This is a genomic window from Paenochrobactrum sp. BZR 201-1 (assembly GCF_044987585.2).
GTDB lineage: Bacteria > Pseudomonadota > Alphaproteobacteria > Rhizobiales > Rhizobiaceae > Paenochrobactrum > Paenochrobactrum pullorum.
In genome coordinates this window covers 38,828-50,939 of sequence record NZ_JBJDRZ020000017.1, presented here as the reverse complement: position 1 = coordinate 50,939, position 12,112 = coordinate 38,828, and the positions used below count along the sequence as shown (strand labels likewise).

Genomic DNA, 12,112 nt, shown 5'->3' with positions numbered 1-12,112 from the left:
AGTTTTGCGATCAGCGTGGCTGACTTAAGTCAGCTGGCTCGCTGATTATGCGCGGCTGATATAGGTTAATTCGTTGGTATCGACGATAACGCGTTCACCTGATTCAATAAAGGGAGGAACGAGAATACGGATGCCGTTTTCAAGAATTGCAGGCTTGTAGGAAGAAGCCGCAGTCTGACCTTTAACAACAGGATCAGCTTCGGTAATGGCCAGAGTGACCTGATCCGGAAGGCGGATACCGATCGGACGCTCTTCGTGCAATTCAACGGTGACCATCATGCCATCCTGCAAAAATGCAGCGCGGTCGCCAACGAAATCTTTAAGCAGTTCGAGCTGTTCATAGGATTCGGTGTCCATGAAAATCAGCGCTTCGCCTTGCTCGTACAAGAAGGAGAAGTCCTTTTGTTCAAGACGGACGCGTTCAACAGTTTCAGCCGCGCGGAAACGTTCGTTCAGCTTGGTGCCGTTGATGAGGTTCTTCAGTTCAACCTGATTATACGCGCCGCCTTTACCAGGCTTAACCGCATTGGTTTTAACTGCTACCCAAAGACCGCCGGCATGTTCAATAACATTGCCTGGGCGGATTTCATTACCATTGATCTTCATAAAATTGATCCGGAAATAGCGTGAAAGGGAAGTGCGGATTGCTAGGATAGGCCAATACCGCAATAATCGACTTTCCAAGACCACAAAAAGCGGATTTTGGCAAGCTTAAAGCATGTTTTAGCCAATTTGCCCCGCTTTTCGTGTGCTGGAAGGCTGGGTTTAAATCACGCAGCACAGAGGCTTATGCTTACTGGCGCAGGCCCTGGCTTAGCGTTCGGGCGCGTTCAATCTGTTCATCTTCCAAGCCATCCAGCATGGAATCAAGATCAAAGGCTGTGAGGCCTGAGCGGCGGGCAACAAAATACCAAGCCGCTGCCATCACCGTATTGCCATCGGTTCCCAGACCATCACGATAAAGGCGGGCAAGGCGCGCTTGGGCCGCGACATTGCCGTTGCGTGCCGCCTGCAGCATCCATTTGAAGCCTGCATCAAAATCGCGCTCGCCGCCACGTCCTTCCACCAACCATGTGGCCAGATCAAGCTGGGCCGTGTCGTAGTTTTTTTGTGCCGCACGCAACAAATAAACGCGCGCTTCTGCTTCATTCTGTTTGATAGCAGCGGTGCCATTCGCTAAAATCTGGCTAACAGCATATTCGGCATCCGACAGATTGTTTTGTGCGGCTTTTTGGAACCACGGATAGGCAGCTTCAATGCCCTTCTCACCGGGGTTATTCTGCATCAGAATTTGCGCATAATTAAATTGCGCCATGGCATTACCGGCAATTGCTGCCTTTTTCATCAATGCTTCAGCCTGTGTACGGTCAGCTTTCACATGTTTGCCATCAAGCAGCAGCACTGCATATTGAAATTGTGCATGCACATTATCTTGTGCAGCGGCTTTGCCATACCATTGGGCTGCCAGTTTCGGGTCAACCGGTACGCCCAGCCCGCGGGCATAAATTTCGCCAAGGAGTGTTTGTGCCGCAGCATCACCGGCTTCTGCACGGGGTTTGGCAAGGCTTAAAGCAGTAAGGTAAAGCCCGCGTTGATAGGCACCAAAAGCCGGATCAGCAGGACGCGCACCAAAGCGGCTCGGATCAATCTCAATCAGTTCATCGGTGGTTGCCGGTTGCGGCAGCATATTTGGGCGGTGGGTTTTTCCGTCCGCTTTTGCTGTTTTTGCAGGCATTGATGGTTCAACTGCGGCAAGGGACGGCACAGCCGCCATTGCCGCGACACTGATGAAGCTTAAAAGAAATGACCCGAATATCTTCATGTAATCAGCTCTCAAATTGAGGAGCGTGTTCATCCAGCAGGCGGTTGGCTTCTGCCACGGCTTCTGCCGGATTGTCTGCCTGAAACACGCAAGCGCCAAGAGCTACAAATTCAGCACCTGTTTCTGCGGCGGGAATAATGCTCTGCAAATCGCTGCCTGCCTGCACAATGGCTGGAATCTCAACCATTTGCGCCCACCATTCGCCAAGGCTCAGATTGCGGGGATGGGCATCCGGTTTGTTGTCGGCGCCGATCTTACCAAAGAAGACAAAGTCAGGCTGCAATTCGCCAATGGCCAAACAAGAATGGCGATCACGTAAATTGCCGGTACCGACAATGAGCTTTGGTGTGTAGCGCTCAATGGCTTCGGCAACGGTTTCCTTATTGCCTTCAATATGAAGACCATCGGCACCCACGCGCCCCGCAATACGGGTGTCATTGAGAATAAGTGCTGCCGCACCTGCTGTTTGAATAAGCGGCACAGTTTTTTCAGCAAAAGCCTGAAACTGTGTTTCATCCGCATTGGTGGTATCGAGAATAACACTGGCAACATCGCCGCCTGACAAAGCCTGTTCCAGCTGTGCGGTTAGTTTGGCAGCGTCGTTCAATGGTGGTGTCACCAGAACAACACGACAGCGGTTCTCAATAAGGTGGGTAGGGGCGTTATTTTTACTCATGGAACCAGCTTAAATCCTTAAATTTTGATCGAATTCGGGCATAGAGCAAGTCAATCCTATTGAACAGCCCCGATCATGTCTGTTGTCACTTTGTTATAATGTGGAAGGAAAGTTGATTTTCATAAACCCTAAACTGCCCCAATCCTGCGCTATATTAAAGTCACTGATATGTCTGCGATACCTGAATAATCAATGTTGTGCAAAGCAGTACGGCTTTTTTCAGGTGAAATTAATATTCGGATTGTCGTCACGCTTTCTGATTTTTGATGCGGGTGGAAAAAGTACGGTGGGTTTCACCGGTCTGACGATGACAATTTGAATTGATGGGGTAGGGATAATATGACTAATACTATTACCGGAAAACGGGACAGTCGTATTGATGTCTTCAGAGCGTTGGCATTGCTGACTATTTTCATCAATCATGTGCCCGGCACAGTTTATGAAAATTTTACGCATAAGAATCTCGGTTTTTCCGACGCGACCGAAGCCTTTGTGCTGATTTCCGGTATGGCCGTAGCCCTTGCATATGGCAATAAATTCATCTCCGGTAATCGTTTGCTGTTAAGTATCAAAATGTGGCGTCGTGCGGGTGTGCTTTATGTTTCGCATATGATGACCACTATGGTGACAATTGCGATTTTTGCCGGTGCCGCCATCCTTTTCTCGCGCCCTGAATTTTTAAATCAGATCAATATCGGCCCGTTGATGGAAAAACCGGCAGAAGCAATGACAGGTCTGGTTATTCTCGGTCACCAGCTTGGCTATAATAATATTCTGTCGATGTATGGGGTATTGTTGCTGATGACGCCTGTTTTATTAATTCTGGCGCGTATCAGTCTGCCGCTTTTGCTGGCTGTGTCGGGTGCTGTTTGGTTGGCTGCCGGTGTTTATCATATCGCGCCGCCAAACTTTCCTAATGATGGTGTTTGGTTTCTTAATCCGTTTTCATGGCAGTTTCTGTTTTCAATCGGTATTGCCGGAACCATCCATGTGCGTAATGGCGGTGAAATTCCGCTGCGCGGCTGGATGATCGTGTTGGCCGCAGCCTATCTGGTTTTGGCGCTGGTTTGGGTGCGCTGGCCTTTATGGGGCGTGGATGTGTCTTACGGCCTGCCGGCTGTACTCACCGGTTTCGACAAGACTTTCCTTTCATTGCCGCGTTTGTTGCATATTCTTTCCATCGTCTATTTGCTTGCGGCGATTCCGGCGCTCGCCAATCTGGCACGTACTGCCCATGATCATCCGCTGGCAATTATGGGCCGCCATTCGCTGCCGATCTTTATCGCCGGAACTTTGCTGGCAATGGTGGCGCAGGTGATGAAGCTGGTTAATCCGGGTGGTTTTTGGGATGACACCCTGCTGATTGCTGCTGGTATCGTGGCGCAATTTGCTTTTGCCTATTATCTGGAATGGCTCTCTTCACTGAAGCATAAGGCCAAAACCAATGCTGCACCCGCGATGGCGCAGCCTGTCAAGGTGAAGCCGGAGCTAAATGCAGAGCCAAACCCAAAGCCTGCCTTCGGAACGGTATGATAATGTTTTTCAGATGTTACTAATCGCTAAAATGAACGAATAAATTAACCCTCCGTTAATCTTAACGCGGTTTAATCACTGATATCCGGTTTGGCCGGATTTTGACTGAAGTGGTTTTACCACTTTGTCTGACGCCTCCCTGTTAAAACTTCAAGGGCCGCTTATGCGGCTCTTTTTTTATGTTTTTCATAGCATTAGCGAAATAGAATCGTTTTTTAACGATTGGTTACTTTTTTCGTCAAAATTTCTCTCCCTGTGGTTATTAACCCAAAATTAAACATATTGTTGCGCGACCGTGTATGAGTGTGCAGTTTGTGGTGGAGTTTCGTGTTGCAGCGGTTTCATCCGCATCCGCAACATGATCGAACAGCAGCTCAGACATTGGTTTTCGTGTCCGTCAGACGGTTTGGTTATGCTGAGTCGACATTGGTGGGCACTCATAAATATGGGCTTGGGCGCATTTTTTGATGCGAGCAGGTCGCGGGATGGTGGAAAAGTGATCACAGAGCAGCAATCATTGCATCAATCGTTGCCGGGCAATACAATCCGGTTGGCGGATCGCAAAGTCTATTCGGATTCTTTTCTGCCGTTTTACCGTGAAGGTATGGATTTGGTGGAAGAGGCGGCAAGCTATCTGGACGGAGATGGTCGTGAAGAATCACGCGGTCTTTCCAATGAAGCGGCTGCACTTTACGCCTCCGAATCCATGCGACTGACCAGCCGGTTGATGCAGATCGCTTCCTGGCTTTTATTGCAGCGTGCTGCGCGCAATGGTGAAATGTCGCGCGCTCAAGTGACTGCTGAAAAAAACAAGTTGCGCCTCAACACACCTTCCGCAGAACAAAGCATTGCGGGCTGGAGCGAAATGCCGGATCGTTTTGTCGATCTGATCGAGCATTCATTGCGCTTGCAGGAACGCGTGCGTAAAATCGATCAGGAAGTTTACGGTGAGCTTTTGTGTTTTCGTCCGCCTGCTCAGCAAAATCCGGTGTCGCAGCAGCTGGTTTTATTAAAAACAGCTTTTGGCGCTTCTTGATATTTTCAGATAGTTTGAGCGATCTTCGGTAATTTGTTTCTCTTTTGTTCACATTTGTGCTGTTAACTGAGTGCAATAGAGCTAGAGTGAACATATGAAACAGGCGATTCGCATCATTGGCATTGATCCGGGCTTGCGCAATACCGGTTGGGGTATTGTCGAGTCACTGGGTAATTCTTTGCATTTTATTGCATCCGGCACGATTAAATCCGATGCAAAGCTCGATCTGGCCTCGCGCTTGTGCCAGTTGCATGAAGGCTTGGCCAAAGTTCTGCACGAGCATTGCCCGCATGAGGCAGCCGTTGAACATACATTCGTCAATAAAGATGCGACTGCGACCTTGAAATTGGGGCAGGCGCGCGGCATTGCGCTGCTGGCACCGGCGCAGGCCGGATTGCCTGTGGCCGAATATGCGCCCAATGCCGTTAAAAAGGCGGTGATCGGCGTTGGTCACGGCGAAAAACAGCAAATTCACATGATGGTCAAAGTTTTAATGCCGCGCGCCCGTTTTGATACAAGCGATGCAGCGGATGCCTTGGCAATTGCCATTTGTCATGCGCATCATCGTGAAAGTCTGATTGGAAGCCTGCGGATAGCCGCAAGCGCTTGATTAAGGATTGTTGAATGATTGGCAAGCTTAAGGGCGTTGTGGATGAAATTGCCGAAGATCACGCCATCATTGATGTGCATGGGGTCGGCTATGTGGTTTTTTGCTCGGCGCGCACATTGGGCAATCTGCCCTCAACCGGTGAAGCAACCATTTTGCTGATTGAAACCTATGTGCGTGAAGATGCTTTGCGCTTGTTTGGTTTTGGCACTGCCTTGGAGCGTGAATGGTTTCGCTTGTTGCAAAGCGTGCAAGGGGTGGGGGCGAAGGTGGCGCTTGCGGTTCTTGGTGCTTTGACCCCGTCTGAACTTGCCAATGCGATTGCGCTGCGTGATCTGGCGATGTTGAGCCGTGCACCGGGGGTTGGCAAAAAAGTGGCCGAACGTCTGGTAACAGAATTGAAGAATAAAGCGCCGGCTTTTGCAGGTGAGGCATCCGGCTCGATGGGACTGAAACAAGAAATTGGCGAAGGCGTTGCATCCAGTGCAGTGAGGGATGCGGTGTCTGCCCTTGCCAATCTTGGCTATTCGCGCGAGCAGGCAGCCAATGCTGTGGCGGCAGCCATCAAACAGGTTGGTGATGATGCCGATTCGGCCAAACTGATCCGGTTGGGCTTGAAGGAATTGTCGCAGTGAGTGTTGATTTGATTTTCACTTCACGTGTAAGGCGTTAAGTATGGATGATACAGATCGTTTGATTTCGCCGGATAAACGTGGTGAGGACACTGACGTGGCCATGCGCCCGCAATCGCTTGACGATTTTGTCGGCCAAGCAGCGGCGCGTGCCAATTTGAAAGTGTTTATCGAAGCGGCGAAAGTGCGTGGCGAAGCACTTGACCATGTGCTGTTTGTCGGCCCTCCCGGATTGGGTAAAACGACGCTGGCACAAATCATGTCGAAAGAGCTTGGCGTGAATTTTCGCTCAACATCGGGGCCAGTGATTGCCAAGGCTGGCGATCTGGCAGCACTTTTGACCAATCTGGAAGACCGTGATGTTTTGTTTATTGACGAAATTCATCGCTTGAGCCCTGCGGTTGAAGAAATTCTCTATCCGGCAATGGAAGATTATCAGCTTGATCTGATCATCGGCGAGGGGCCGGCGGCACGGTCGGTTAAAATTGATCTCGCCAAGTTTACACTTGTTGCGGCAACCACGCGTTTAGGGCTGTTGACCACGCCTTTGCGTGATCGTTTCGGTATTCCGGTGCGGCTTAATTTCTATACGGTGGAAGAGCTGGAATATATTGTGCGCCGTGGTGCGCGCTTAATGCAAATGCCGATTGCCGATGATGGCGCGCGTGAAATTGCACGCCGCGCACGCGGCACACCGCGTATTGCCGGTCGTTTGTTGCGGCGTGTGCGTGACTTTGCGCTGGTGGCAAAAGTGGATGTCATCGACCATAAAATTGCCGATGAAGCTTTGTTGCGCTTGGAAGTTGATGAGCGCGGGCTCGACCAGCTTGACCGCCGTTATCTTGATATGATCGCGCGCAATTTTGGTGGCGGACCGGTCGGTATTGAAACCATTGCGGCGGGTTTGTCAGAGCCACGTGATGCGATTGAAGATATTATTGAGCCATATTTGATCCAGCAGGGCTTTTTGCAGCGCACTCCGCGTGGTCGTGTTTTGACTCATATTGCCTGGGAGCATATGGGCTTGCCGACACCAACGGATATGGCGCAGTCGCAATTCGGACTATTCCAGGAAGACTAAGCATGACCGAGACAAAATCAGCCAGTGAAACAATCAGTGAGGCGATTGCCGGTGAATTGCATGCAAACGGGCATCGTCTGTTGGCACGGGTTTATTATGCCGATACAGATTTTTCCGGCGTGGTTTATCATGGTCGTTATCTGGAATTTTTCGAGCGTGGGCGTACCGACTTCTTGCGTTTGAAAGGTGTGCATCACACCGAGCTTGCGGCAGGTTCGTTGGGTGAAGAACTGGTCTGGGTTGTGCGACGGATGGAGATTGACTTTAAATCTCCGGCAAAAATTGATGATCTGTTGCTGATTGAAACCAAAGTCGCCGATGTTAGTGGCGCGCGTATTCATATGCAGCAGAAAATCACTTGCGAGGGCAGGCTGTTATGCGCGGCTTTGGTTGAAGCGGTGATGATTACGAAACAGGGCAAGCCGCGCCGCTTTCCGGCAGAATGGCGAGACGCGTTTTTGGTATCCCAATAAGCGCAATTCGCGGTGCTGTATAAGCAAAACTTGCAAAGTGCTGGCTTCAGGCGACGATTTTAGAGTCAAAATGATTCAAAAATCACGGTTTTTTTCAAGTTAATGCGAATCGTAACCCATCTTTAACCATAATAATTCATTATTCATGCTGACGGAATCGGTTGGAATGAAGGTTTTTGCGTAACGCCTTCGTTTCACCAAAATTAACCGTAACAAGGCAATGGGTCAGTGAGGCTGTAGTGATGATGCGACAGTGGTCAGAAGTTGCTGCGGACGATGTTGGTTTTGCGTGCGGCGACTGCATACTGATTGTTTAAAGTTTGCGCAAAAAGAATTCTCACCCGTTTGATGCGGGATGAAACGAAGATGATTTTGCGAGCCGCCCGGTCAGATAAAGCCGGGCGTTTGGATTCGAGGACGGTGTACTTATGGAAAATGTAGCGCTCGCAGCTCCCACTGCTGATGTTACACTTTGGGGCCTGTTTATGCAGGCAAACTGGGTCGTAAAATTTGTGATGCTTGGTCTTCTGGCAGCTTCTGTCTGGACCTGGGCGATCATTATTGACAAGTCCCTCAGCTACACCCGCGCGCGCCGTGCGCTGGATCGTTTTGAGCAGGCTTTCTGGTCTGGTCAGTCACTGGAAGAGCTTTATCGCAATTTGGGCGAGCGAACGACCACGGGCATGAGCGCAATTTTTATGGCGGCCATGCGGGAGTGGAAGAAATCCTTTGAAAAAGGCGCCCGTTCCCCAATTGCATTGCAGATGCGTATTGATAAAGCCATGGATGTGGCGCTGGCGCGTGAAAACGACATTTTGGAATCCCGCTTGGGCTTTTTGGCAACCATTGGTTCGGCCGCACCATTTATCGGTCTGTTCGGTACGGTTGTTGGTATTATGAGCTCGTTCCAGGCGATTGCAGCTTCTAAAAACACAAACCTCGCAGTTGTTGCACCTGGTATTGCTGAAGCGCTGCTTGCAACAGCTATTGGTCTTCTTGCAGCTATTCCGGCGGTTATTGCCTACAATAAACTGTCGGGCGATGCGGCAAAAATCACCGGTAGGCTCGAAGGCTTCGCTGATGAGTTTTCTGCCATACTATCGCGCCAAATTGATGAAAAGCTCACACCTCGCAATTGAGGTTTTGTGAAAGCTTTCATGTGAAGACGTATTTGAAGTTCAGGAAATAATCATGGGCATGTCGGTTGGTAATCAGGGAATGTCAGGCGGGCGCCGCCGGCGCGGACGTAAGAAAGCTCTTATGAGCGAAATCAACGTCACGCCGTTTGTTGACGTGATGCTGGTGCTGTTGATCATCTTCATGATTTCGGCGCCATTGCTGACGGTTGGTGTGCCTATTGATCTGCCTGACACACAGGCTAAAGCCATGAATGCAGATACGCAGCCGATCACTGTTTCGGTTAATGATAAAGGCGAGATTTATTTGCAGGAAACTGAAGTAGCAATGGATGAAGTTGTTGCCAAATTGGAGGCAATTTCCAAGACCGGTTACGATGAGAGAATTTTTGTGCGCGGTGATAAATCCGCCGATTACGGCACCGTGATGAAGGTCATGGCACGTATTTCCGCCGCCGGTTTTAAAAATATCGGCTTGGTCACCCTCCAGGAGCAGGATAGCTGACGGTATCATGAAGGCCGGGCTCACATCCTCCGTGGTTATCCACGTTGCAATTATCGGTATGGGATTGGTTACATTCTCATCGCCGCGGGCGTTTGACGTCTCTGATTCAGAAGCTTTTCCTGTCGATATCGTGCCGATTGAATCGATTACGCAGGTTCAGCAAGGTGAGAAATCAGCACCTAAGAAAGAATTTTCTGCGCCAAAGCCTACCACGAAACCGCAAGCCGTTGATCAGGCTGAAAATGTCGGTGATCAGGACATTGATCTGAAAACGCCGCCACGACCAGATGAAAAACCGAAAAACGTGGAAACGGCAGATGCGGCAAAAGCCGAACCTAAACCTGCCGATAAACCGGAACTAAAACCTGAGCCGAAGCCTGATCCGGCACCAGAAACAAAACCACAGCCGGTGCCAGCCACTGAAGTGCAGCAAAAGCCTGAGCCGAAGCAGGAGGTTAAACCTGATCCGGTAGCAGAAGCCATTGACAAGCAGGCGGAAATCGCGCTCGACAATACGCCGAAACTGCCGGAAAATGTGCCGACCCCTCAGGCCAAGCCGCAGCCACCGCAGGCACAGACTGCCAAAACACCGGATCGTAAACCGGTTGAGGAACCTAAGAAGACTGCAAATAACAGCGCATCGTCACAGGAAAAAGACGCAATCGCTGATGAAGTGGCAGCCCTTTTGAACCGTGAAAAAGCAGCCGGTGGCGGTGCTAAACGCTCAACCGATCAGGCGTCGCTCGGTGCTAAAAAGACCACTGGTGGCTCGAAGCTGAGCCAGAGCGAAATGGATGCATTGCGCGGCCAGATCCAGCGTTGCTGGAACGTGCCTGCCGGTGTGGCCGATGCGCACGGTCTGGTCGTGACAGTGAAAATGCGTCTGACCGAAAGTGGCGAGATTGAAGGGGCACCTGTGGTGACTTCAGGCGGCGCTGATAGTGGTGTCGGGCGAGTGGCTGCTGAAAGCGCCAAACGTGCAGTGATGCGTTGCGCACCATATAATCTGCCACGCGATAAATATGATTCATGGGCCGATGTGATTGTGAACTTCGACCCGAGCGAGATGTTCTAAGTAAGCATAATGTGCTGCCGTTTTTGAAGAATGGCAGCAGATAGCGAATAACTGAGCAGTTGAAACGATTTTTGAAATAAGACAGATGAGGCCCCGGTCATCATGAAAAACAAGATCATGAAGATAAAAATACGGACGATCTTTGCAGCTGTCGCTGTAATGGTCACCGCCAGTATGGCCGCGACTTTGCCGGCACGCGCGGTTGTTGAGATCAATATTAACAAAGGTAATGTGGAGCCGCTGCCGATTGCTGTGACTGACTTTCTCTCCGGAGATCAGTTGGGTGCCAATATTTCGGCAGTGATTGCTGCTGATCTGGAGCGATCAGGTCTCTTTTTGCCAATCGATAAAAAAGCTTTTATCGAAAAAATTTCCAACCCGGATGCCGCTCCACGCTTTGAAGACTGGAAGGTCATCAATGCACAGGCTCTGGCCACAGGCCGTATCACCAAACAGCCGGATGGCCGTTTGAAAGCAGAGTTTCGTCTTTGGGATACATTTGGCGGACAGCAGCTCACCGGCCAGCAGTTTTACACCACACCAGAAAACTGGCGCCGAGTAGCGCATATTATTGCCGACGCGATTTATGAACGCCTGACCGGTGAAAAAGGCTATTTCGATACCCGCATCGTTTATATTGACGAATCCGGCTCTGCTTCCAAGCGCGTCAAGCGTCTGGCGATTATGGATCAGGACGGTGCGAATGTGCGCTATCTTTCCGACGGTCGCGATATGGTGCTGACACCACGTTTCTCGCCAAACCGTCAGGAAGTGACTTATATGTCCTTTAGCGGTGATCGTCCACGCGTTTATTTGTTGCAGTTGGAAACCGGTCAGCGTGAAGTAGTTGGTAACTTTCCCGGCATGACCATTGCCCCGCGCTTCTCGCCCGATGGCCAGAAGGTCATCATGAGCTTGTTGCAGGATGATGGCAGTGCCAATATTTACACGATGGATCTGCGTTCACGCACCACCACACGTTTGACCAATTCACAGGCGATCGACACTTCCGCATCTTACTCGCCTGATGGTTCGAAGATCGTATTTGAATCTGACCGCGGCGGCCGACAGCAGATTTATGTGATGGGTGCCGATGGTTCCAATCCGCAGCGTATTTCCTTTGGTAATGGTAGCTATTCCACACCGGTCTGGTCACCACGCGGCGATCTGATTGCCTTTACCAAACAGTCGGGCGGCCAGTTTTCCATTGGTGTGATGAAGCCTGATGGTTCTGGCGAGCGTTTGCTGACCACAGGTTTCCATAATGAAGGCCCGACATGGTCGCCAAATGGTCGTGTGCTGATGTTCTTCCGTCAGCCACGTGGTGCAGGTGCCAAGCTTTACACTGTCGACGTTACAGGACGTAACGAACGCCAGATCCAGACCCCGAATGGCGGTTCAGATCCGGCATGGTCGCCACTACTCGAATAGTCGCGGTCACAACTAAAAAAATCAAAGCGGGGTTTGTTTAAATTTTAGCCTAACCCCGTTTTTAAAAAGCTCAAAGTCTACGACAGTGCCGATTATTTTCTAACC

At 50.4% G+C, this 12,112-nt stretch carries 13 protein-coding genes; 10 read left to right on the top strand and 3 right to left on the bottom strand.

Annotated elements, in window-relative coordinates:
- Nucleotides 1-45: 45 nt before the first annotated feature.
- The 3 genes from efp to ACI0FR_RS10675 form a co-directional block, all read right to left on the bottom strand.
- Entirely contained in the window at nucleotides 46-606 is a 561-nt protein-coding gene (efp, locus tag ACI0FR_RS10685) for an elongation factor P (RefSeq protein ID WP_374832270.1), read from the bottom strand.
- Between the two features lie 187 nt (nucleotides 607-793).
- Nucleotides 794-1,822, bottom strand: a complete 1,029-nt coding sequence (locus ACI0FR_RS10680) for a tetratricopeptide repeat protein (RefSeq protein WP_374832268.1) — start codon at nucleotides 1,820-1,822, stop codon at nucleotides 794-796.
- Nucleotides 1,823-1,826: 4 nt separating this feature from the next.
- Nucleotides 1,827-2,498 (bottom strand): thiamine phosphate synthase, encoded by a 672-nt coding sequence (locus tag ACI0FR_RS10675; protein WP_374832266.1) that lies wholly within the window; start codon nucleotides 2,496-2,498, stop codon nucleotides 1,827-1,829.
- A 339-nt stretch (nucleotides 2,499-2,837) separates the two neighbouring features.
- Between ACI0FR_RS10675 and ACI0FR_RS10670 the strand changes: the two genes are divergently transcribed.
- The 10 genes from ACI0FR_RS10670 (at nucleotide 2,838) to tolB (ending at nucleotide 12,007) form a co-directional block, all read left to right on the top strand.
- The gene (locus ACI0FR_RS10670; protein WP_404907406.1) at nucleotides 2,838-4,031 is read left to right on the top strand and encodes an OpgC family protein; all 1,194 of its coding nucleotides are present in this window, start codon (nucleotides 2,838-2,840) and stop codon (nucleotides 4,029-4,031) included.
- 529 nt (nucleotides 4,032-4,560) lie between these two features.
- Nucleotides 4,561-5,067, top strand: a complete 507-nt coding sequence (gene rcdA, locus ACI0FR_RS10665; RefSeq protein WP_404907512.1) for a protease adaptor protein RcdA — start codon at nucleotides 4,561-4,563, stop codon at nucleotides 5,065-5,067.
- Nucleotides 5,068-5,161: 94 nt separating this feature from the next.
- Entirely contained in the window at nucleotides 5,162-5,677 is a 516-nt protein-coding gene (gene ruvC, locus ACI0FR_RS10660) for a crossover junction endodeoxyribonuclease RuvC (protein WP_374832262.1), read from the top strand.
- Between the two features lie 14 nt (nucleotides 5,678-5,691).
- Nucleotides 5,692-6,309, top strand: coding sequence for a Holliday junction branch migration protein RuvA (gene ruvA, locus ACI0FR_RS10655; RefSeq protein WP_374832260.1), 618 nt, complete (start codon nucleotides 5,692-5,694; stop codon nucleotides 6,307-6,309).
- A 40-nt stretch (nucleotides 6,310-6,349) separates the two neighbouring features.
- Nucleotides 6,350-7,387, top strand: a complete 1,038-nt coding sequence (ruvB, locus tag ACI0FR_RS10650) for a Holliday junction branch migration DNA helicase RuvB (protein ID WP_374832258.1) — start codon at nucleotides 6,350-6,352, stop codon at nucleotides 7,385-7,387.
- 2 nt (nucleotides 7,388-7,389) lie between these two features.
- Nucleotides 7,390-7,860, top strand: coding sequence for a tol-pal system-associated acyl-CoA thioesterase (ybgC, locus tag ACI0FR_RS10645; protein WP_374832256.1), 471 nt, complete (start codon nucleotides 7,390-7,392; stop codon nucleotides 7,858-7,860).
- A gap of 428 nt (nucleotides 7,861-8,288) precedes the next feature.
- Nucleotides 8,289-8,999 (top strand): protein TolQ, encoded by a 711-nt coding sequence (gene tolQ, locus ACI0FR_RS10640; protein ID WP_374832254.1) that lies wholly within the window; start codon nucleotides 8,289-8,291, stop codon nucleotides 8,997-8,999.
- Between the two features lie 52 nt (nucleotides 9,000-9,051).
- The gene (gene tolR, locus ACI0FR_RS10635; RefSeq protein ID WP_374832252.1) at nucleotides 9,052-9,501 is read left to right on the top strand and encodes a protein TolR; all 450 of its coding nucleotides are present in this window, start codon (nucleotides 9,052-9,054) and stop codon (nucleotides 9,499-9,501) included.
- A gap of 7 nt (nucleotides 9,502-9,508) precedes the next feature.
- The gene (locus tag ACI0FR_RS10630) at nucleotides 9,509-10,576 is read left to right on the top strand and encodes a cell envelope integrity TolA family protein (RefSeq protein WP_374832250.1); all 1,068 of its coding nucleotides are present in this window, start codon (nucleotides 9,509-9,511) and stop codon (nucleotides 10,574-10,576) included.
- A gap of 159 nt (nucleotides 10,577-10,735) precedes the next feature.
- A complete protein-coding gene (tolB, locus tag ACI0FR_RS10625; RefSeq protein ID WP_374832460.1) occupies nucleotides 10,736-12,007 on the top strand; it encodes a Tol-Pal system beta propeller repeat protein TolB in 1,272 nt (423 codons plus the stop codon).
- Nucleotides 12,008-12,112: the final 105 nt, after the last annotated feature.

What these genes read in the sequence shown, in the direction of transcription:
- ybgC (WP_374832256.1), top strand. Translation starts at nt 7,390, where the DNA reads ATGACCGAGACAAAATCAGCCAGTGAAACAATCAGTGAGGCGATTGCC.
- ruvC (WP_374832262.1), top strand. Translation starts at nt 5,162, where the DNA reads ATGAAACAGGCGATTCGCATCATTGGCATTGATCCGGGCTTGCGCAAT.
- efp (WP_374832270.1), bottom strand. Translation starts at nt 606, where the DNA reads ATGAAGATCAATGGTAATGAAATCCGCCCAGGCAATGTTATTGAACAT.
- tolQ (WP_374832254.1), top strand. Translation starts at nt 8,289, where the DNA reads ATGGAAAATGTAGCGCTCGCAGCTCCCACTGCTGATGTTACACTTTGG.
- ruvB (WP_374832258.1), top strand. Translation starts at nt 6,350, where the DNA reads ATGGATGATACAGATCGTTTGATTTCGCCGGATAAACGTGGTGAGGAC.
- tolB (WP_374832460.1), top strand. Translation starts at nt 10,736, where the DNA reads ATGGTCACCGCCAGTATGGCCGCGACTTTGCCGGCACGCGCGGTTGTT.
- tolR (WP_374832252.1), top strand. Translation starts at nt 9,052, where the DNA reads ATGGGCATGTCGGTTGGTAATCAGGGAATGTCAGGCGGGCGCCGCCGG.
- ruvA (WP_374832260.1), top strand. Translation starts at nt 5,692, where the DNA reads ATGATTGGCAAGCTTAAGGGCGTTGTGGATGAAATTGCCGAAGATCAC.
- ACI0FR_RS10675 (WP_374832266.1), bottom strand. Translation starts at nt 2,498, where the DNA reads ATGAGTAAAAATAACGCCCCTACCCACCTTATTGAGAACCGCTGTCGT.
- ACI0FR_RS10630 (WP_374832250.1), top strand. Translation starts at nt 9,509, where the DNA reads ATGAAGGCCGGGCTCACATCCTCCGTGGTTATCCACGTTGCAATTATC.
- ACI0FR_RS10670 (WP_404907406.1), top strand. Translation starts at nt 2,838, where the DNA reads ATGACTAATACTATTACCGGAAAACGGGACAGTCGTATTGATGTCTTC.
- ACI0FR_RS10680 (WP_374832268.1), bottom strand. Translation starts at nt 1,822, where the DNA reads ATGAAGATATTCGGGTCATTTCTTTTAAGCTTCATCAGTGTCGCGGCA.